Origin of the sequence: Aureimonas sp. SK2 (assembly GCF_029813115.1) — a bacterium.
GTDB lineage: Bacteria > Pseudomonadota > Alphaproteobacteria > Rhizobiales > Rhizobiaceae > Aureimonas.
On record NZ_JAPZDS010000003.1, the window covers coordinates 95556 to 115122 of the forward strand.

Genomic DNA, 19567 nt, shown 5'->3' on the forward strand with positions numbered 1-19567 from the left:
TCCCCGCCGTGGACGGCGGCCTCCAGGGTCTCGCTGCGGTTCACGCGGACAGCCGGGCCAGGAGGTCGCCGACGGGCAGCGTCTCGCGGGCGCCTGTCGCGCGATCCTTGAGCTCGAGCTCGCCGGCCTTGGCGCCGCGAGGGCCGACGATAACCTGGGTCGGCAGGCCGATCAGGTCCATCGTGGCGAACTTGGCGCCGGCGCGCGTATCCTCGTCGTCGTAGAGGACGTCGTGGCCGGCGGCCTGCAACTCGGCATAGAGCCGCTCGCAGACGGCGTCGCAGTCGGCATCGCCGGGCTTCATGTTGATGAGGCCGACGTCGAAGGGCGCGGCGCCTTTCGGCCAGACGATGCCGTTCTCGTCGTGGCTCGCTTCGATGATGGCGGCGATCAGGCGGCTCGGGCCGATGCCGTAGGAGCCCATCTGCACGGGCACTTCCTTGCCGTCCGGCCCGGTGACCGTCGCGCCCATCGGCTCGGAATACTTGGTGCCGAAATGGAAGATGTGGCCGACCTCGATGCCGCGCGCGGCGAGGCGATCGGCTTCGGGCACGGCGTTCCAGGCCGCCTCGTCGTGCATCTCCTCCGTCGCCGCATAGGGCGTCGTCCACTGTTGGACGGTGGCAGCCAGCGCGGCGGCGTCGCCGAAATCGACGCCCTCGCCCGGCACGGCCATTTCCAGATAGTCCTTGTGGCAGAAGACTTCCGACTCGCCGGTGGAGGCGAGGATGATGAACTCATGGGAGAGTTCGCCGCCGATCGGGCCGGTGTCGGCGCGCATGGGGATCGCCTTCAGACCCATGCGGGCGAAGGTGCGCAGATACGCCACGAACATGCGGTCGTAGGCGGTCTTGGATGATTCGTAGTCGATGTCGAACGAGTAGGCGTCTTTCATCAGGAACTCGCGCGAGCGCATCACGCCGAAGCGGGGGCGCACCTCGTCCCGGAACTTCCACTGAATGTGGTAGAGGTTGAGCGGCAGATCCTTGTAGGAGCGCACGTAGGACCGGAAGATGTCGGTGATCATCTCCTCGTTGGTCGGGCCGAAGAGGAGATCGCGTTCATGGCGGTCCTGGATGCGCAGCATCTCCTTGCCGTAGTCGTCGTAGCGCCCGCTCTCGCGCCAGAGGTCGGCCGACTGGATGGTCGGCATGAGCAGCTCGATGGCGCCGGACCGGTCCTGCTCCTCGCGAATGATCTTCGTGACCTTGTCGAGCACGCGTTTGCCGAGCGGCAGGAAGGAATAAAGGCCAGCCGCCTGCTGGCGGATCATGCCGGCGCGCAGCATCAGCCGATGCGACACGATCTCGGCTTCCTTCGGGGTCTCTTTCAGGATCGGGAGGAAGTAGCGGGACAGACGCATGAAAACTCGCGAGGTTCGCGTTCGGACGGGAGACGAGACGTCAGCCTGCTCTTAACCACTCGCCCCGACCTTGGGAAGCGATCGGGCGCGGCGCCGGACGGTTTGAAGCAAGCCAAGCCGACCGAGAAACGAGCTTGCCGAGATTTAAGGCAGGGCGACGGAAAAATGTCACAAACGTCATCATTCGAGTCGACAACACCCCTTGCAGCCGCATAGATAGGGCCTGTCACGACAAGCGCTTTCAAGGCGCGACTCGCTCGGTCCAGTTTGGGAGGACGCGGTTTTCGGCGCGCTGTAGGCGCTGCCCCGATCTCGACATCGGATGAAAACCCGGACGGAGCACCTAAAAATGCGAAGCGCGAGCTTCGCATTTTTTTTGTGCAGATTTCCGGATCAGGTTCCGGGCACGATGTGCGGGAACGAGCCCGGGCCGATGCCCCAGACCTCCGTCACGAGATAGAACAGGGCGAAGACAGCGGTCGCCAGAAGCGTGTTGAAGAACGCCGTGCGGGCCAGGCTGAACTGCGCGGGCGCGCTGTGGGCGGTGCCGAGCACGATGTCGCCTTCGTCCGCCTGGGACCGCATCCGGATGGGCAGGACGAGGAACAGAACCGTCCACCAGATGACGAAGTAGATCGCGATCGCGGTAAGAATGCCCATGCGTCCCTCCCCTTCGAAACGCCCGGATCCGAGCGACTGCACCCGGATCAGGAAGCCGACCGATGCGGCTTTAGCGTGGCGTCAGCCGGCGCGGGTGACGAAGACGGTGACCGCCGGCTTCTTGCCCCAGACGTCGTAGGCTTCGCCGCGCACCGCGCGACGCACCGCCTCGCGCACGAGTTCGAGATCCTTGCGCCGACCGCGCGGGATGCTCTCCACCGCGCCGGCGGCCGCCTCCATCAGGACGTCGACGAACTCTTCGCCCTCCTCGTCTTTTTCGGGCAGCCCCATGGCGACGACCTCGGGGTCGATGTCGAGCTCGAGCTTCGGATCGAGCTCCACCAGCACGGAGACGTGGCCGGCGAAGGACAGGCGGCGGCGCTCGCCGATGCCCATCTGGTCGGCCGTGCCGACGAGGTGGCCGTCCTTGTAGATGCGGCCGACCGGCACCTCGTCGATCACGGTCGCGGCGCCGGGCGCGAGGCGCAGGAGTTTGCCGTTGCGGATGGTGACGACCTCGGACACGCCGAGTTCGCGCGCAAGCTGCGCATGGGCCATCAGGTGCGCCGCCTCGCCATGCGCGGGCACCGCGATCTTCGGCCGCACCCATTCGTACATCTGGCGCAGCTCGCTCCGGCGGGGGTGGCCGGAGACGTGAACGAGCTGGTCGTGGTCCTCGATCACCCGCACGCCGCGCTCGATCAGGGCATTCTTGATGTCGAGGATCGCCTTCTCGTTGCCCGGAATGGAGCGCGACGAGAAGATCACCGTATCGCCCTTGGAGAGCGCTACCGTCGGGTGCTCATCGCGCGCGAGCTTGGCGAGCGCCGCGCGCGGCTCGCCCTGGCTGCCGGTGAGGACGATGACGGCCTTGTCGGCCGGCAGGTAGCCGAAGTCCTGCTCGCTGACGAAGGGCGCAATGCCTTCGAGATAGCCGAGCTCCTCGGCCACATCGGCGACGCGCTTCATCGAACGGCCGAGGAGGAGCACCTGCCGGTCGGCGTCGGCCGCGGCCTTCGCGATCGAGCGCACGCGCCCGACATTGGAGGAGAAGGTGGTGATGGCGACGCGCCCCTTCGCCTCGCGGATGATCTGCGAGAGGGACTGCGTCACGTCCTGCTCGCTAGGCGAGACGCCCTCGCGCATGGCGTTGGTGGAATCGCAGACCAGCGCCAAGACCCCCTCGTCGCCGATCTCGCGCAGGCGCTTCTCATCGGTCGGGGCGCCGAGCGCCGGAGTCGCGTCGATCTTCCAGTCGCCCGTGTGAAGCACGGTGCCGGCCGGGGTGCGGATGGCGAGCGCCACCGGTTCGGGAATCGAGTGCGTGACGTTGATCGCCTCGATCGAGAACGGGCCGATGTCGAAGCGGTCACCCGCCTTGAAGATTTCCAGCGGCACCTTGGGCGCGCCGGGCTCGCCCTCGCGCTTGGCCTGGAGCAGCGCGGCGGTGAAGGGGGTTGCGTAGACCGGCGCCTTAAGGCGCGGCCAGAGCGTGAGGACGGCGCCGTAGTGGTCCTCGTGCGCATGGGTGATGATGATGGCCTTCAGCCGGTCGAGGCGCGCCTCGATGAAGGACAGGTCGGGCATCACGAGGTCGATGCCCGGAAATTCCGGCCCGGCGAAGGAGACGCCGCAGTCCACCGCGATCCATTCCCGCTGGCCCGGAGGGCCGTAGCCGTAGAGGCCGAAGTTCATTCCGATTTCGCCGATGCCGCCCAGCGGCACGAAAACTAGCTCGTTCAAGCGTTCACACTTTCCTTGTCGGCATGCGGACGCATGCCGTCTTTCGTCATTCACAGGCCGGGGGCTTCCCGGAGATTCGTTGCGGCGCGAGCCGGAAAGGCTCAAGCGCCGGGCGCGTTGCGCAGAAAGAACAGATCGCCGGCCGAAAAGTGGCGCCGCTCGCCCTGCCCCCGATCGAGCACCAGGCGGCCGCCGGCGTCGAGATCGACGAAGACGCCCTCGACCGCCGTTCCGTCTGGCAGGTTGATCCGGCAGGCTTCGCCGCGGCCGACCGAATGGCGCAGCCATTCCGCCCTCACCTCGCTGAAGTGGCGACCCGCGTCCCATAAGTCCAGAGCCGCCTCGACACCTTCCGCGACGCTAGCAAAAACCGCGTCCAGCGTGCCGGTGTAGCCGGCGGCGCGAAGGCTCGTGACGGCGTAGGGAGTCCCATCCGGCACGGTCGTGACATTGATGCCGCAGCCGACGGCAACGGCGCGGCGCCCATCGGCCCCCCGCTCGCTTTCCAGGAGGATCCCGACCGACTTGGCACCTGCGAACAGGATGTCGTTCGGCCATTTGATGCGCACGACATCGGGATCGAGGCCCGGGAGCTTCGCAAGGCCGTTGCGCACGCCCAGCGCGATCACCAGCGGCAGGTCCACGACATGCTCGTCCGACGCCGGATCGACGAGGAGCAGCGTGGCGTAGAGATTGCCCCGCTCGGACGCCCAACTGCGGCCACGACGGCCACGACCCGCCGTCTGGCGGGCCGCGGTGATCCAGAGCCGGCCGGGATCGCCCGACCGTGCAGCCTCCAGCGCGACGACGTTCGTCGAGCCCACTTCGTCCAGCGCGAGATGTCGCCTGAGCCCGGCGGGCCGCTTCATCATTCCCCGATCAGAAGAAAGTCTGCGCCGCCGCCGCAGCCGCCGCGAAGAGCGGACCGGCGAAGACGATGTAGGCGGGGAAGATGAAGAGCGTCGCGACGCCCGCCACCAGCTTCAGTTCCATGCTCATCGGCTCGAACCCGGCGAGCGGCTCGTCGAACCACATCACCTTCACGACGCGCAGATAGTAGAACAGGCCGACCGTCGAGGCGATCACGCCGATCACCGCGAGCGGGATCAGCCCGGCGCCGACGGCCGCGCTGAAGACGTACCACTTGCCCCAGAAGCCGAGGAGCGGCGGCACGCCAGCCAGCGAGAACATTAGCATCGTCATGGCGACCGCCATCGGCAGGTTGGTGCGCGACAGGCCGGCGAGCTGGTAGACGTCCTCCACCATGCCGTCGCGGCGGCGCATCGCGAGGATCAGCGCGAAGGTGCCGAGGGTCATGGTGATGTAGGTCGCCATGTAGATCAGGACGCCCTGGACGCCGGCCTGCGTGCCGGCCGCGAGGCCGACCAGCACGTAGCCCATGTGGCCGATCGAGGAATAGGCGATCAGCCGCTTGATGTTGCGCTGACCGATCGCGGCGAAGGAGCCGAAGAGCATCGAGGCGATCGAGAGGAACACCACGACCTGCTGCCAGTCGGCCGTCATCGGGCCGAAACTCTGGACGGTGAAGCGCGTGAGGAGCGCGATGGCCGCGACCTTGGGCGCGCCCGCGAGAAGCGCGGTGACCGGCGTCGGAGCGCCTTCGTAGACGTCGGGCGTCCACATGTGGAACGGCACGGCGGAGATCTTGAACGCGAGGCCCGCGAGGACGAAGACGAGGCCGACGATCAGGCCGAGCGTGCGGGCACCGTCCTGCGCGACGGCCTCGGCGATGGCGCGGAACTCGATCTGGCCGGTGAAGCCGTAGACCAGCGAGGCGCCGTAGAGCAGCATGCCGGAGGACAGCGCGCCGAGCACGAAGTACTTGAGGCCGGCCTCCGTGGACTTCACGTGGTCGCGGTGGATCGCTGCAATGACGTAGATCGCGAGCGACTGGAGTTCGAGGCCCATATAGAGGGCGATCAGGTCGCCCGCCGAGACCATGACCAGCATGCCCGTGGTGCAGAGCACGATCAGGACCGGCAGCTCGAAGTTCGCGAAGCGCTCGCGCTGCGCGTAGCCCGTGGACATCAGGACGGCGGCGGCCGCGCCGATCAGCACCAACGCCTTCATGAAGCGGGCGAACGGATCGAGAATGACCGAGCCGCCGAAGGCGACGCCGAGCGGAGTCGCGAACAGGAGCCAGACCAGCGCGAAGAGGATCGTGCCGACCGTCAGCGACGTGACGAGCCCGGCGCTCTTTTCGCCGAGGAAGGTTCCGATCATCAGCAGGGCCATCGCCCCGACCGCGAGGATCAGCTCCGGTCCGACGATGGGAAGGCTGTCAGCCACGAATTGCGAAAACATCGGTTCGCCCTGCCCGTTCTCTTAGTTCTGGATCGAGGCGACGCTGGACGCCGCTTCGATGGCTGCCGTGTAGCTCGACAGGAGCTGGTCGACGGAGGCCGTCGTCACGTTGAAGACAGGCATCGGATAGACGCCGAAGAAGATGGTCAGGACGGCCAGCGGATAGAGAAGCGCCTTCTCGCGCGGCGTCAGGTCGAGGATCGACTTGAGGCTGTCCTTGTCGAGCGCACCGAGGATCACGCGGCGGTAGAGCCACAGCGCGTAGGCGGCCGAGAGGATGACGCCCGTCGCGGCGAAGATCGCGACCCAGGAGTTCACGCGGAATACGCCCATCAGCGTCATGAACTCGCCGACGAAGCCGGACGTGCCCGGAAGGCCGACATTTCCCATGGTAAACAGCAGCATCATCGCGGCATAGGCGGGCATGCGGTTCACGAGGCCGCCATAGGCCGCGATGTCGCGGGTGTGCATGCGGTCGTAGACGACGCCGACGCAGAGGAACAGCGCGCCCGAGATGAGGCCGTGGCTGAGCATCTGGAAGATCGCGCCCTGCACGCCCTGCTCGTTGGCCGCGAAGATGCCCATGGTCACGAAGCCCATATGCGCGACCGAAGAGTAGGCGATCAGCTTCTTGATGTCCTCCTGCATCAGCGCGACCAGCGAGGTGTAGATGATCGCGACGACGGAAAGCACGAAGACGAAGGGCGCGAAGTCGGCCGAGGCCAGGGGGAACATCGGCAGCGAGAAGCGCAGGAAGCCGTAGCCGCCGAGCTTCAGGAGGATGCCCGCCAGAATCACCGAGCCCGCCGTCGGCGCCTCGACGTGCGCGTCCGGCAGCCAGGTATGGACCGGCCACATCGGCATCTTCACCGCGAAAGAGGCGAAGAACGCGAGCCAGAGCCAGGTCTGCATGGAGGCCGGGAACTGGTAGGCCAGCAGCTCGGGGATCGAGGTCGTGCCGGCGGTCCAGTACATCGCCATGATGGCGACGAGCATCAGCACCGAGCCGAGGAACGTGTAGAGGAAGAACTTGTAGGACGCGTAGACGCGCCGCTTGCCGCCCCAGACGCCGATGATCAGGAACATCGGGATCAGCGAGCCCTCGAAGAAGAGGTAGAAGAGCACGATGTCGAGCGCGCAGAAGACACCGATGACGAGCGTCTCGAGCACCAGGAAGGCCATCATGTACTCCTTCACCCGCACGGTGATGGAGTCGCGGCTGGCCAGGATGCAGATCGGCATCAGGAAGGTCGTGAGGATCACGAACAGCATCGAGATGCCGTCGACGCCCATCCGGTAGGCGATGCCGCCCGAAAGCCACTCGGCCTCTTCCACGAACTGGAAGCCCGCGACGGACTTGTCGAAGCCGATCCAGATGAAGAGCGAGAGGACGAAGGTGAAGATGGTGACGAGCAGCGCGACGTTGCGGATGTTGCGGCGCGCGAGCTCGGAATCGTCCCGGGTGAAGAGGATGATCAGCACGCCGACCAGCGGCGCGAAGGTGATGGTCGATAGGATCGGCCAGCCGGACATCAGAGCATTCCCCGGAACATCATGAAGGTCACCAGCGCGGCGACGCCGATCAGCATGACGAAGGCGTAGTGGTAGAGGTAACCGGTCTGGAGGCGCACCACCCAGCCCGAGACGTCGAGCGCCCGCGCCGAGATGCCGTCCGGGCCGAGCCGGTCGATGACCGCAACGTCGCCCTTCTTCCACAGGAAGCGGCCGAGCCACTTGGCCGAGCGCACGAACAGGAAGTCGTAGAGCTCGTCGAAGTACCACTTGTTGAGGAGGAACTGGTAGAGGCCCGGGTTTCGCGCGGCCATCTGCGCGGGGCGCTGCGGCTGACGGATGTAGAAGACGTAGGCGAGGACGAAGCCGAGCGCCATCGCGATCGTCGGCGACCACACTACCAGCGCCGGAACGTGGTGATACTCGTGGATGATGTGGTTCTCGGGGCCGGCGAAGAGCGCCGTGTGCCAGAAGGTCTCGTAGTTGTCGCCCAGGAAGAAGGGATAGAACACGATACCGGCCAGCAGCGCGCCGACGGACAGCACGTAGAGCGGCACGGTCATGACCGGCGGCGACTCGTGGACGTGGTGCATCACCTCGTGGCTCGCGCGCGGCTTGCCGTGGAAAGTGAGAAAGACGAGGCGCCAGGAGTAGAAGCTCGTCAGCGCCGCGGCGATCACGGTCATCATGTAGCCGTACATGGCAAAGGCGTTCTCGCCCGCGAACGCGCTCTCGATGATCGCGTCCTTGGAGTAGTAGCCGGCCGTGAACGGGAAGCCGGTCAGCGCCAGCGTCCCGATCATCATGGTCCAGTAGGTGATCGGGATGTGCTTCCGGAGGCCGCCCATGTTGCGCATGTCCTGCTCGCCGTCGACGGCGTGGATCACCGAGCCGGCGCCGAGGAACAGGAGCGCCTTGAAGAAGGCGTGCGTGAACAGGTGGAAGATCGCCGCGCCGTAGGCGCCGACGCCGAGCGCCACGAACATGTAGCCGAGCTGCGAGCAGGTCGAATAGGCGATGACGCGCTTGATGTCGTTTTGGACGAGGCCGATCGTGGCCGCGAAGAAGGCCGTGGTCGCGCCGATGAAGGTGACGAAGGTTAGCGCCGAATGGCTGAGCTCGAAGACCGGCGACAGGCGGGCCAGCATGAAGACGCCGGCGGTGACCATGGTCGCCGCGTGGATCAGCGCGGAGACCGGGGTCGGGCCTTCCATCGCGTCCGGCAACCAGGTGTGGAGGCCGATCTGCGCAGACTTGCCCATCGCGCCCATGAAGAGCAGCAGGCAGATCACCGTCATCGCGCCGCCGGCCGAGAGCGAGTAGCCCGCGAACTCGAGGATCGGCGCGGCGGCGTTGGCGGCCGCCTCTCCGCCTTCGGGATAGATCGTGCCGACCATCTGACCGGCACCGGCGAAGATGTCGTTCAGGTTGGCCGAGCCGAACACCACGAACAGGCCGAAGATGCCGAGCAGGAAGCCGAAGTCGCCGACGCGGTTGACCACGAAGGCCTTCATCGCTGCGGCGTTGGCCGAGGGCTTCTGGTACCAGAAGCCGATCAGGAGATAGGACGCGAGACCGACGCCTTCCCAGCCGAAGAACATCTGCACGAGGTTGTCGGCCGTCACGAGCGTGAGCATCGCGAAGGTGAAGAGCGAGAGGTAGGCGAAGAAGCGCGGACGGGAGTCGTCGTGGTGCATGTACCCGATCGAGTACACGTGGACGAGCGCCGACACGGTGTTGACGACGACCAGCATGACGAGCGTCAGGCGGTCGATGCGCAGCTGCCACGCGATGTCGAGGTTGCCGGCCTGCATCCACTGAAGAACGGGGATGTGCAGGGTCTCGCCGCCGAAGAACAGGAAGCCGATCCAGGACAGGACGGCCGCCGCGATCACGAGGCCGCTGGTCACGTATTCGGACGCCGCGGCGCCGATCCGGTTGCCGAACAGGCCGGCGATGAGGAAGCCGACCAGCGGCAGGAGGACGATCAGGGTATACATCGCCGCGCGCTCAGCCCTTCATCGTGTTGACGTCATCGACGGCGATCGAGCCGCGATTCCGGAAGAAGACGACCAGGATCGCCAGGCCGATCGCAGCCTCGGCGGCCGCAACCGTGAGGATGAACAGGGCGAAGACCTGCCCCGCCAGATCGTTCAGGAAGGCCGAGAAGGCGACGAGGTTGAGGTTCACCGACAGGAGGATCAGCTCGACCGACATGAGGATCGTGATGATGTTCTTGCGGTTCATGAAGATGCCGAAGACCCCCGTAACGAAGAGGATCGCGGCGACCGTGAGATAATGTCCGAGACCGACAGCCATGGTTCTTTTCCTATCCGCCTCAGATGCCCTTGCCGCTCTCGACCTTCACCACCTCGATCGCGGTGGCCGGGTTGCGCGCGACCTGGGTCGGGATCGACTGGCGCTTCAGACCCGGCTTGTGGCGCAGGGTCAGCACGATCGCGCCGATCATAGCGACGAAGAGGATCAGGCCCGCCATCTGGAAGAACAGGATGTAGCGGGTGTAGATCACGTGCCCGAGCGCTTCGATGTTGGAAAGCTGCTCCAGCGGCGGCGTCGGCAGGACGGTCTGTGCGCTCAGCTGCGGGTCGTAGTAGCTCCCCGTCACGGCGATGACGAGCTGGGCGAGCAGGATCAGGCCGATCACCGCGCCGATGGGCGCATACTGAAGGGCACCCTGCTTGATGCGACCGAAGTCGAGGTCCAGCATCATGACGACGAACAGGAACAGGATCGCCACCGCGCCGACATAGACGACGATCAGGATCAGCGCCAGGAACTCGGCCCCCGTCAGGAGGAAGAGCCCGGCCGCCGCCACGAAGGTCAGGATCAGGAACAGGACCGAGTGGACCGGATTGCGGGAGAGCACCACCATCATCGCCGAACCGACGGAGACGATGGCGAAGACGTAGAAGAAGAAGGCTTGCAGCCCCAACATTGTCGGGCTCCCCCTGAAATCGCGGTAGCATGACGCGGCGGGCGGACGGATGGCCCGTTCGCCGCCGGAAGATTCGGTTCGGAGCGCGGCGCCGAGCGGGGCGCCACACGGTGCGGATTAGCGGTACGGCGCGTCCAGCGCAATGTTGCGGGCGATTTCACGCTCCCAACGGTCGCCGTTCGCGAGCAGCTTTTCCTTGTCGTAGTAGAGTTCCTCGCGCGTTTCCGTCGAGAACTCGAAGTTCGGGCCTTCCACGATCGCATCGACCGGGCAGGCCTCCTGGCAGAAGCCACAATAGATGCACTTCACCATGTCGATGTCGTAGCGAACCGTGCGGCGCGTGCCGTCGTTGCGGCGCGGGCCGGCCTCGATCGTGATCGCCTGCGCCGGGCAGATCGCCTCGCAGAGCTTGCAGGCGATGCAGCGCTCCTCGCCGTTGGGATAGCGGCGCAGCGCGTGCTCGCCGCGGAAGCGCGGGCTGACCGGACCCTTCTCGAACGGGTAGTTCACCGTCGCCTTCGGCGCGAAGAAGTAGCGCATCGACAGGCGGAACGCCTTCACGAACTCGATCAGGAACAGGGATTTGACGGACTGAGCCAGAGCACTCATCGAACGATCCGATCTCCGAAAGCGGAGCTTGGTGCGAGGCGGCGCCTCGCCGTTGCATTCATAGGCGGGCGGCGGGGCCGATCAGGCCCCGCGCCGGATCAGGCGGCGCCCCAGCCGGTCAGCTGGAGGACGAGGGCGACCAGGACCACCATACCGAGCGAGAGCGGCAGGAAGACCTTCCAGCCCAGGCGCATGAGCTGGTCGTAGCGGTAGCGGGGCACGAAGGCCTTCACCATCGCGAACATGAAGAAGCACAGCGCGACCTTGGCGAGGAACCAGATGACGCCGGGCACCCAGGTGAACGGCGCGAAGCCGAAGGGCGGGAGCCAGCCACCCATGAACAGGATGGTCATCAGGCAGCACATCAGGGTGATGGCCGCATACTCGCCGAGCATGAACATCATGTACGGGGTCGAGCCGTACTCGACCATGAAGCCGGCGACCAGTTCGGACTCGGCCTCCGGAAGGTCGAAGGGCGGCCGGTTCGTCTCGGCGAGCGCTGAGATGAAGAAGATGATGAACATCGGGAAGAGCGGCAGCCAGTACCAGTCGAGGAAGCTCGACGGCAGGCCGACGGCCGTTCCGACGCCCGTGGACTGCGACAGGACGATCTCGCTGAGGTTCAACGATCCCGCGCAGAGCAGGACGGTGACGATCACGAAGCCGATCGAGACCTCGTAGGACACCATTTGCGCCGCCGAGCGGAGCGCGCCGAGGAAGGCGTATTTCGAGTTCGATGCCCAGCCGCCCATGATGACGCCGTACACTTCGAGCGACGAGATCGCGAAGATGTAGAGGATGCCGATATTGATGTCGGCGATCACCCAGCCGTCCGCCACCGGCACGACCGCGAAGGTTGCGAGCGCCAGCGTCACCGCGACGAGCGGCGCAAGCAGGAACACGACCTTGTCGGACGAGGCCGGGATCACCGGCTCCTTCAGCACGAACTTCAGAAGGTCGGCGAAGGATTGGAACAGGCCGAAGGGGCCGACGACGTTGGGACCGCGACGCATTTGGACGGCCGCCCAGATCTTGCGGTCGGCGAGCAGGATGTAGGCGATCAGAACCAGCAGGACCACCAGGAACAGAAGGCTCTGTCCGATGATGACGAGGGCGGGCCAGATATAGGCGGAGAACAGCTCCATGGGTTCGTACCGTCCTTACTCGGCCGCTTCGAGATGCTCGGCATGCGCGAGGCGCGAGCATTCCGCCATGACCTTGGAGGCCCGGGCGATGGGGTTCGTCAGATAGAAGTCGCCGATGCTCGGGCGGAACGCGGCGCCGGAAGGCGCCCCTGCCCGGTCGGCCAGCGTCGTGATCGCTCCGGCATCCGCGGCCTGGAGTTCGGCTCCGGCGAACACCGGATGCGCGGCCGCGAGGTCGCGACGCAGGGCACCCAGCGAGTCGAAGGGCAGCGCTTGGCCGAGAACTGCCGAGAGCGCGCGGAAGATCGCCCACTCCTCCCGCGCGTCGCCCGGCGGGAAGCCAGCACGCGAGCCGGTCTGGACCCGGCCTTCGGTGTTGACCCAGGTGCCCGACTTCTCGGTATAGGCGGCGCCGGGCAGGATGACGTCGGCGCGATGCGCGCCCTTGTCGCCATGGGTGCCGACATAGACCACGAAGGCGCCCGGCGCGATCTCGATCTCGTCCGCGCCGAGATTGAACAGGACGTCGACGCCACCAACCGCCATCTCGGCCGCCGTCTTGCCCCCCTCGCCCGGCACGAAGCCGATGTCGAGACCGCCGACGCGCGCGGCGGCGGTGTGCAGGACGTTGAAGCCGTTCCAGCCGTCGGTGACCGCACCGATCTCGCGGGCGAGCGCCGCGACGCTCGCCAGGACGTCGGCGCCGTTCTCGCCGGAGATGGCGCCCTGCCCCACGATGATCATGGGCTTGGCGGCATTCTTCAACGCGTCGAAGAACTCGCCGTTGGCGTTCTCGATGTCGGAAAGCGTCTGCGGGCCGGCGCCGAGATAGGTGGTCGCGTAACGCAGGTCGACCTTCTCGCCGATGAAGCCGACCGGGAAGTCGCCGCGGCGCCAGCGCTTGCGGATGCGCGCGTTGAGGACGGGCGCCTCGAAGCGCGGGTTGGCGCCGATGATCAGGAGCGCGTCCGCCTCCTCGATACCGGCGATCGTGGTGTTGAACAGATAGGACGACCGGCCGTCGGCCGGGTCGAGCTTCGCGCCGTCCTGGCGGCAGTCGAGATTCGCCGAGCCGAGCTGGCCCATGAGGCGCTTGAGCGCCCACATGTCCTCGACCGCCGACAGGTCGCCGGCGATGGCACCGACGCGGTCGGCCGCGACACCGGACAGCTTCTGGCGGATCGCCTCGAAGGCCTCCGGCCAGGAGACCGGCTGCAGCCGCCCGTCGCGGCGCACATAGGGCCGGTCGAGGCGCTGCGTTCGAAGGCCGTCCCAGACGAAGCGCGTCTTGTCGGAGATCCACTCCTCGTTGACGAGGTCGTTGATGCGCGGAAGGATGCGCATGACCTCACGGCCGCGCGTATCGACGCGGATGGCCGAGCCGACGGCGTCCATCACATCGACGGATTCCGTCTTCGACAGCTCCCACGGCCGCGCCTGGAAGGCGTAGGGACGCGAGGTCAGGGCGCCGACCGGGCAGAGGTCGATCACGTTGCCCTGGAGCTCGGAGGTCATCGCCTGCTCGAGATAGGTCGTGATTTCGGCATCCTCGCCGCGGCCGACGAGACCGAGCTCGGAAATGCCGGCGACCTCGGTCGTGAAGCGGACGCAGCGCGTGCAGTGGATGCAGCGCGTCATGATCGTCTTCACGAGGGGGCCGATGTACTTGTCCTCGACCGCGCGCTTGTTCTCCTTGTAGCGCGAGGAATCGACGCCGAAGGCCATGGCCTGGTCCTGCAAATCGCACTCGCCGCCCTGATCGCAGATCGGGCAATCCAGCGGGTGGTTGATCAGCAGGAATTCCATGACGCCCTCGCGGGCCTTCTTCACCATCGGCGTGTTGGTGAAGATCTCGGGCGCCTCGCCGTTCGGGCCGGGACGCAGGTCGCGCACGCCCATGGCGCAGGAGGCCGCCGGCTTGGGCGGGCCGCCCTTCACCTCGATCAGACACATGCGGCAGTTGCCGGCGACCGACAGGCGCTCGTGGAAGCAGAAGCGCGGAATTTCGGCACCCGCCTCCTCCGCCGCCTGCAGCAGCGTGTAGTGGTCGGGAACCTCGATCTCGTTGCCGTCGACTTTGATCTTTGCCATTGGCTTCTCTCAGTGCCCCGTCGGGCGCAGCGAGCCTTCCAGCGCCTCAACGCGGCGCTTCAGGGCTTCGAGTTCGGCCTCGATGGCCGTGTTGCGGAGGTTGGCGTGGGTAGCGAGGCCGAGTCGGGTGGCCGTCGTTTCCTGCCAGTCGTCGAATCTCTTGTTCAGTCCAGCAAGCTGGTTGTCGATACGACTGAAGCGAGAGTCGTGTTCGCCCTGCTTCGACCGGATCTCATGGAGAAGCCGGAACATGCTCTGGAGCGTATCGCTCTCGCTCACGGTCTTACTCCGCAGCCTGGAGGATCGGCTTGCGATCCGCGTCGGCGTTGCGGGAGAACTCGTCGATGCGGCGCTCGATCTCCGGGCGGAAATGGCGCACCAGGCCCTGGATCGGCCAAGCGGCCGCGTCGCCCAGCGCGCAGATCGTGTGGCCCTCGACCTGCTTGGTCACGTCGAGCAGGATGTCGATCTCGCGCTTCTGCGCGTTGCCGACGACCATGCGCTCCATCACGCGCCACATCCAGCCCGTGCCCTCGCGGCACGGCGTGCACTGGCCGCAGCTCTCGTGCTTGTAGAAATAGGCGAGCCGGGCGATCGCGCGGACGATGTCGGTGGACTTGTCCATGACGATCACGGCGGCCGTACCGAACGAGGACTTCACCTCGCGCATGCCGTCGAAGTCCATTGGCGCGTCGAGGATCTGCTCGCCGGGCACCAGCGGACAGGATGAGCCGCCGGGGATCACCGCCAGGAGATTGTCGTAGCCGCCCCGCACGCCGCCGCAGTGGCGGTCGATCAGCTCCCGGAACGGGATGCCCATCGCCTCCTCGACCGTGCAGGGCCGGTTCACGTGGCCCGAGATCGAGAAGAGCTTGGTGCCCGTGTTGTTGGGACGGCCGATGCCGGCGAACCAGCCGCCGCCGCGACGCAGGATCGTCGGCGCGACCGCGATCGACTCGACGTTGTTGACCGTCGTCGGGCAGCCGTAGAGGCCCATGTTGGCCGGGAACGGCGGCTTGAGGCGCGGCTGGCCCTTCTTGCCCTCAAGGCTCTCGAGCAGCGCGGTCTCCTCGCCGCAGATATAGGCGCCGGCGCCGTGGTGGACGAAGACGTCCATGTCCCAGCCGCACTTGTTGTCGCGGCCGAGCAGCCCCGCATCGTAGCACTCGTCGATCGCGAGCTGCAGCGCCTCGCGTTCGCGGATGTATTCGCCGCGAACGTAGATGTAGGCGGCATGCGCGCCCATGGCGAAACCGGCGATCACGCAGCCTTCGATCAGCGTGAACGGGTCGTTGCGCATGATCTCCCGGTCCTTGCAGGTCCCGGGCTCGGATTCGTCGGCGTTGACGACGAGATAGTGCGGCCGCTCACCGACTTCCTTCGGCATGAAGGACCACTTGAGACCCGTCGGGAAGCCCGCGCCGCCGCGGCCGCGCAGGCCGGACGCCTTCATCTCGTTGATGATCCAGTCGCGGCCCTTGCCAATGATGTCGGCCGTCCCGTCGAAATGGCCGCGCTTCATCGCGCCCTTCAGGCTCTTGTCCCGAAGGCCGTAGATGTTGGTGAAGATCCGGTCCTTGTCCTGAAGCATGTTCCGATCCTCGCCTATTCCGACGCCTTGGGCTTGGTGCCCCGGCGCCCCTTGGCCGGCTCGCCCTTGCCCATGTCCGGGCCGGGCTGAACGTCCGACGTCTCGGTGCGGTTGGCCTCCAGCGTGCCGGTCGCCGTGTGGTCCTTGCCCGAAAGGTCCTCCGAGCCGCTGGCCGGCGACGGACGACCCTCGTCGTCCACGCGCTTGTGCTCCTGCACCACGGCATCCTCGGCGGCGGCGCCCTTGCTGCTCAGCGGGCCGTCGGTGCGGGCTTCGCCGTCCACCGTCTCGGCCTTCTTCTGCTCTGCTGCGGCATCGGTGGACGCCGCGCCCGTCGGACCCTGCTGCGTGCCGCCGGTCCGCCCTTCGGCGGCCCCGTCGGTCAGATCGACGCTCTTGGCTTCCTCGGCGGCGGGATGGGTCTTCGGCGCGCCCTCGGGACCCTTGATCGTCGGGTCGGTCTCGGGCGCATGCGTATCGACCCGGCCGGCCTGCGAGGGCGCGACACCCGCGCCTCCGGCACTCGGCGCGGACGAGCCCTCGGACTGAGGCGCCTTGCGAGCCTCGTCCTCACCCTCGCCCTCTTCGTCGTCGAACGTGTTGAGCGTCGTCAGGCCGCCGACCGGCACCGACAGATGACGGTCGATCTGCGGACCCTTCTTCACGGAAGCGCCCTCGCCGCGATCGAACGCGTCGATGATCTCGGCCAGGCGTTCGCCCGTCAGATCCTCGTAGGTGTCCTTGAAGATCATCACCATCGGCGCGTTGACACAGGCGCCGAGGCACTCGACCTCCTCCCACGAGAGCGTGCCGCTCTCGTTCAGGTGGAACGGATGCTCGTGGATCTTCTCGCGGCAGACGCGCTTGAGGTCATCCGAGCCGCGCAGCATGCAGGGCGTCGTGCCGCAGACCTGGACATGGGCGCGGGTGCCGACCGGCGCGAGCTGGAACTGCGTGTAGAAGGTGGCCACCTCGAGGACGCGGATCATGGGCATGCGCAGCCGCTGGGCCACATGCTCGATCGCGGCCTTGGTCACCCATCCGTCCTGCTCCTGCGCGCGCATAAGCAAGGGAATGACGGCCGACTGCTGGCGCCCTTCGGGATATTTGCGGATCGTCGCCTCGGCCCATTCGGCGTTCTGCGCCGAAAAGGCGAAACCCTGAGGCTGAACGGCATCTTCCGCAAGACGTCTGACGGACATCGGACCTCGACTTCAGAACGGTTCCAACACACCCGTGTTGCGGCGCGTTCTAACACATTAAGCATGAAAGACCAGCGCCCGAACCCTTGCCGGACACTGTGTCTCCTCGAATTTCGAACGCCCCGGACCGGGGCGCTTCGGTCAGGCCGGACCGGCTAGCGATCGACCTCGCCGAACACGATGTCGCACGACCCCAGGATGGCCGAAACGTCGGCTAGCATGTGGTTGCGGCAGAGGAAGTCCATAGCCTGGAGATGGGCGAAGCCGGGGGCGCGGATCTTGCAGCGGTAGGGCTTGTTGGTGCCGTCCGCCACAAGATAGACGCCGAACTCGCCCTTGGGCGCCTCGACGGCCGCGTAGATTTCGCCCGCAGGCACGTGGAAGCCCTCGGTGTAGAGCTTGAAGTGATGGATCAGCGCTTCCATCGACCGGCGCATCTCGCCGCGCTTGGGCGGCACGACCTTGCCCTCGGTCGAAGCGAACGGCCCTGCCCGGTCGCGGCCTTGAAGCCGCTCGACGCACTGCTTCATGATGGCGGTCGACTGACGCATCTCCTCCATGCGGATGAGGTACCGGTCGTAGCAGTCGCCGTTCTTGCCGATGGGAATGTCGAATTCCATCTGGTCGTAGCACTCGTAGGGCTGCGACTTGCGCAGGTCCCATGCGGCGCCCGAACCGCGCACCATGACGCCAGAGAAGCCCCAGGCCCAGGCATCCTCGAGGCTGACGACGCCGATATCGACGTTGCGCTGCTTGAAAATGCGGTTCTCGGTCAGGAGCTCGTCGATGTCGGCGAGGCGCGGCAGGAACTCGTCGCACCAGACGCCGATGTCGTCGACGAGCTTCGGGTCGAGGTCCTGGTGGACGCCGCCGGGCCGGAAATAGGCCGCATGGAGGCGCGCGCCGGACGCGCGCTCGTAGAAGACCATGAGCTTCTCGCGCTCCTCGAAGCCCCACAGCGGCGGGGTCAGCGCGCCGACGTCCATGGCCTGGGTCGTCACGTTGAGGAGGTGCGAGAGGATACGGCCGATCTCGCTGTAGAGGACGCGGATGAGCTGGCCGCGGATCGGCACCTCGACCCCGGCCAGACGCTCCACCGCGAGGCAGAACGCATGCTCCTGGTTCATCGGCGCGACGTAGTCGAGCCGGTCGAAATAGGGCATCGCCTGGAGGTAGGTCTTCTGCTCGATCAGCTTCTCGGTGCCGCGGTGCAGAAGGCCGATATGCGGATCGACGCGCTCGACGTTCTCGCCGTCGAGCTCCAGCACGAGGCGCAGCACGCCGTGCGCGGCCGGGTGCTGCGGGCCGAAATTGATGTTAAAGTTGCGGACGTCGATCTTGGCCATGTCAGCCTTCCCTGCCGGCGAATGCGGCCGCCACTTCGGCCCCGGTCATCTTGTGCGTCGAGCCGGCGAAAGCGTAGCCCGACGGTTTCTCGTCGATGAAGATCTCGACGGCGAGCGGCAGGTCGAGCGGCGGATCGAAGACGGCCAGCGGAACGTTGGCCATCGAGCCGTCCACCATGCGCCAGGCGAGACCGCCGCCGCACCGCGCGCAGGAGATGCGCTCCGCCCATTCGGACGAACGGTAGGCGATCAGCGGCGCGCCCGGCGCGAAGTCGAGATCCTCGACCTCCACGCCGACATAGGCGCCGCCGGCCCAGCGACGGCACATGCCGCAATGGCATGCGTCGGCCTCGTTCTTCAGGACCCGCGCCTGGAAGCGGGACTCACCGCACAGGCATCGTCCGTTCAGGCGCTCGCCCATCGCGCCCTCAGTTCGCCTTGGCCTTCTCGTCGCCGGGCAGCACGTAATCGGTGCCCTCCCACGGCGAGAGGAAGTCGAACTGACGGAACTCCTGGCGAAGCTCGACGGGTTCGTAGACCACCTGCTTGAGCTGCTCGTCGTAGTGAACCTCGACGAAGCCGGTCAGTGGGAAGTCCTTGCGCAGCGGATGGCCCTCGAAGCCGTAGTCCGTGAGGATGCGGCGAAGATCCGGATGGCCGGTGAACAGGATCCCGTAGAGGTCGTAGGCCTCGCGCTCGAACCAATCGGCGCCCGGAAACACGCCGGTGATGGACGGCACGGGCTCGTCCTCGCCCGTGGCGACCTTCACGCGAATGCGCTGGTTCAGATACGGCGACAGGAGATGGACGACGACGTCGAAGCGCTCGACGCGCGCGGGATAGTCCACGCCGCACAGGTCGATGAAGGACTTGAACTGGCACTGCGGATCGTCGCGCAGAAGCGTCACGACCTCGACCAGATGTTGCGGCGCGACGGTCAGCGTCAGTTCGCCGAGCCGGATCTCCGACTGGACGATCTTGCCGCCGAGCAGCGTGCCGAGATTTTCCGCAAGCTCGTTCATTC

General features: G+C 66.4%; 18 protein-coding genes. All 18 read right to left on the reverse strand.

Annotated features, from left to right (window positions below):
- Positions 1 to 40 precede the first annotated feature (40 nt).
- Positions 41 to 1363 (reverse strand): proline--tRNA ligase, encoded by a 1323-nt coding sequence (gene proS / locus O5O54_RS05195; RefSeq protein ID WP_279479590.1) that lies wholly within the window; start codon positions 1361 to 1363, stop codon positions 41 to 43.
- Positions 1364 to 1756: 393 nt separating this feature from the next.
- Positions 1757 to 2023, reverse strand: a complete 267-nt coding sequence (locus O5O54_RS05200) for a DUF1467 family protein (RefSeq protein ID WP_279479591.1) — start codon at positions 2021 to 2023, stop codon at positions 1757 to 1759.
- Between the two features lie 81 nt (positions 2024 to 2104).
- Positions 2105 to 3718: a ribonuclease J gene (locus O5O54_RS05205; RefSeq protein ID WP_279479918.1), complete on the reverse strand. Its 1614-nt coding sequence runs from the start codon at positions 3716 to 3718 to the stop codon at positions 2105 to 2107.
- A gap of 149 nt (positions 3719 to 3867) precedes the next feature.
- The gene (locus O5O54_RS05210; RefSeq protein ID WP_279479593.1) at positions 3868 to 4638 is read right to left on the reverse strand and encodes a biotin--[acetyl-CoA-carboxylase] ligase; all 771 of its coding nucleotides are present in this window, start codon (positions 4636 to 4638) and stop codon (positions 3868 to 3870) included.
- Between the two features lie 7 nt (positions 4639 to 4645).
- The gene (gene nuoN / locus O5O54_RS05215; RefSeq protein ID WP_279479594.1) at positions 4646 to 6091 is read right to left on the reverse strand and encodes an NADH-quinone oxidoreductase subunit NuoN; all 1446 of its coding nucleotides are present in this window, start codon (positions 6089 to 6091) and stop codon (positions 4646 to 4648) included.
- 21 nt (positions 6092 to 6112) lie between these two features.
- A complete protein-coding gene (locus tag O5O54_RS05220; RefSeq protein WP_279479596.1) occupies positions 6113 to 7624 on the reverse strand; it encodes an NADH-quinone oxidoreductase subunit M in 1512 nt (503 codons plus the stop codon).
- Positions 7624 to 9603, reverse strand: a complete 1980-nt coding sequence (gene nuoL / locus O5O54_RS05225; RefSeq protein ID WP_279479599.1) for an NADH-quinone oxidoreductase subunit L — start codon at positions 9601 to 9603, stop codon at positions 7624 to 7626. Before nuoL ends, O5O54_RS05220 begins: the two co-directional genes overlap by 1 nt.
- Positions 9604 to 9613: 10 nt before the next feature.
- The gene (gene nuoK, locus O5O54_RS05230; protein WP_055884692.1) at positions 9614 to 9922 is read right to left on the reverse strand and encodes an NADH-quinone oxidoreductase subunit NuoK; all 309 of its coding nucleotides are present in this window, start codon (positions 9920 to 9922) and stop codon (positions 9614 to 9616) included.
- Positions 9923 to 9941: 19 nt separating this feature from the next.
- Positions 9942 to 10559 carry an NADH-quinone oxidoreductase subunit J gene (locus tag O5O54_RS05235; RefSeq protein ID WP_279479608.1) on the reverse strand — a complete coding sequence of 206 codons (618 nt, stop codon included), beginning with the start codon at positions 10557 to 10559 and terminating at the stop codon, positions 9942 to 9944.
- 117 nt (positions 10560 to 10676) lie between these two features.
- Complete coding sequence (gene nuoI / locus O5O54_RS05240) at positions 10677 to 11168, reverse strand: NADH-quinone oxidoreductase subunit NuoI (RefSeq protein WP_279479610.1); 492 nt, start codon at positions 11166 to 11168, stop codon at positions 10677 to 10679.
- A gap of 98 nt (positions 11169 to 11266) precedes the next feature.
- The gene (gene nuoH, locus O5O54_RS05245; RefSeq protein WP_279479614.1) at positions 11267 to 12313 is read right to left on the reverse strand and encodes an NADH-quinone oxidoreductase subunit NuoH; all 1047 of its coding nucleotides are present in this window, start codon (positions 12311 to 12313) and stop codon (positions 11267 to 11269) included.
- A gap of 15 nt (positions 12314 to 12328) precedes the next feature.
- Complete coding sequence (nuoG, locus tag O5O54_RS05250) at positions 12329 to 14404, reverse strand: NADH-quinone oxidoreductase subunit NuoG (protein ID WP_279479616.1); 2076 nt, start codon at positions 14402 to 14404, stop codon at positions 12329 to 12331.
- A 9-nt stretch (positions 14405 to 14413) separates the two neighbouring features.
- On the reverse strand, positions 14414 to 14683 hold the full coding sequence (locus O5O54_RS05255) for a hypothetical protein (RefSeq protein WP_279479618.1): 270 nt from the start codon (positions 14681 to 14683) through the stop codon (positions 14414 to 14416).
- Between the two features lie 4 nt (positions 14684 to 14687).
- Positions 14688 to 15995 carry an NADH-quinone oxidoreductase subunit NuoF gene (gene nuoF / locus O5O54_RS05260; RefSeq protein WP_279479619.1) on the reverse strand — a complete coding sequence of 436 codons (1308 nt, stop codon included), beginning with the start codon at positions 15993 to 15995 and terminating at the stop codon, positions 14688 to 14690.
- Between the two features lie 14 nt (positions 15996 to 16009).
- The gene (gene nuoE / locus O5O54_RS05265; protein WP_279479621.1) at positions 16010 to 17197 is read right to left on the reverse strand and encodes an NADH-quinone oxidoreductase subunit NuoE; all 1188 of its coding nucleotides are present in this window, start codon (positions 17195 to 17197) and stop codon (positions 16010 to 16012) included.
- Positions 17198 to 17352: 155 nt separating this feature from the next.
- Positions 17353 to 18543, reverse strand: a complete 1191-nt coding sequence (locus O5O54_RS05270; RefSeq protein WP_279479623.1) for an NADH-quinone oxidoreductase subunit D — start codon at positions 18541 to 18543, stop codon at positions 17353 to 17355.
- 1 nt (position 18544) lies between these two features.
- Positions 18545 to 18964: a GFA family protein gene (locus tag O5O54_RS05275; protein ID WP_279479624.1), complete on the reverse strand. Its 420-nt coding sequence runs from the start codon at positions 18962 to 18964 to the stop codon at positions 18545 to 18547.
- Between the two features lie 7 nt (positions 18965 to 18971).
- A complete protein-coding gene (locus O5O54_RS05280; RefSeq protein ID WP_279479626.1) occupies positions 18972 to 19565 on the reverse strand; it encodes an NADH-quinone oxidoreductase subunit C in 594 nt (197 codons plus the stop codon).
- Positions 19566 to 19567 lie beyond the last annotated feature (2 nt).

Coding starts and splice junctions, on each gene's coding strand:
- O5O54_RS05275 (WP_279479624.1), bottom strand. CDS start 18,964: ATGGGCGAGCGCCTGAACGGACGATGCCTGTGCGGTGAGTCCCGCTTC.
- nuoN (WP_279479594.1), bottom strand. CDS start 6,091: ATGTTTTCGCAATTCGTGGCTGACAGCCTTCCCATCGTCGGACCGGAG.
- nuoI (WP_279479610.1), bottom strand. CDS start 11,168: ATGAGTGCTCTGGCTCAGTCCGTCAAATCCCTGTTCCTGATCGAGTTC.
- O5O54_RS05205 (WP_279479918.1), bottom strand. CDS start 3,718: ATGAACTTCGGCCTCTACGGCTACGGCCCTCCGGGCCAGCGGGAATGG.
- nuoF (WP_279479619.1), bottom strand. CDS start 15,995: ATGCTTCAGGACAAGGACCGGATCTTCACCAACATCTACGGCCTTCGG.
- nuoH (WP_279479614.1), bottom strand. CDS start 12,313: ATGGAGCTGTTCTCCGCCTATATCTGGCCCGCCCTCGTCATCATCGGA.
- proS (WP_279479590.1), bottom strand. CDS start 1,363: ATGCGTCTGTCCCGCTACTTCCTCCCGATCCTGAAAGAGACCCCGAAG.
- O5O54_RS05270 (WP_279479623.1), bottom strand. CDS start 18,543: ATGGCCAAGATCGACGTCCGCAACTTTAACATCAATTTCGGCCCGCAG.
- nuoG (WP_279479616.1), bottom strand. CDS start 14,404: ATGGCAAAGATCAAAGTCGACGGCAACGAGATCGAGGTTCCCGACCAC.
- nuoL (WP_279479599.1), bottom strand. CDS start 9,603: ATGTATACCCTGATCGTCCTCCTGCCGCTGGTCGGCTTCCTCATCGCC.
- O5O54_RS05210 (WP_279479593.1), bottom strand. CDS start 4,638: ATGATGAAGCGGCCCGCCGGGCTCAGGCGACATCTCGCGCTGGACGAA.
- O5O54_RS05280 (WP_279479626.1), bottom strand. CDS start 19,565: ATGAACGAGCTTGCGGAAAATCTCGGCACGCTGCTCGGCGGCAAGATC.
- O5O54_RS05200 (WP_279479591.1), bottom strand. CDS start 2,023: ATGGGCATTCTTACCGCGATCGCGATCTACTTCGTCATCTGGTGGACG.
- nuoE (WP_279479621.1), bottom strand. CDS start 17,197: ATGTCCGTCAGACGTCTTGCGGAAGATGCCGTTCAGCCTCAGGGTTTC.
- nuoK (WP_055884692.1), bottom strand. CDS start 9,922: ATGGCTGTCGGTCTCGGACATTATCTCACGGTCGCCGCGATCCTCTTC.
- O5O54_RS05235 (WP_279479608.1), bottom strand. CDS start 10,559: ATGTTGGGGCTGCAAGCCTTCTTCTTCTACGTCTTCGCCATCGTCTCC.
- O5O54_RS05220 (WP_279479596.1), bottom strand. CDS start 7,624: ATGTCCGGCTGGCCGATCCTATCGACCATCACCTTCGCGCCGCTGGTC.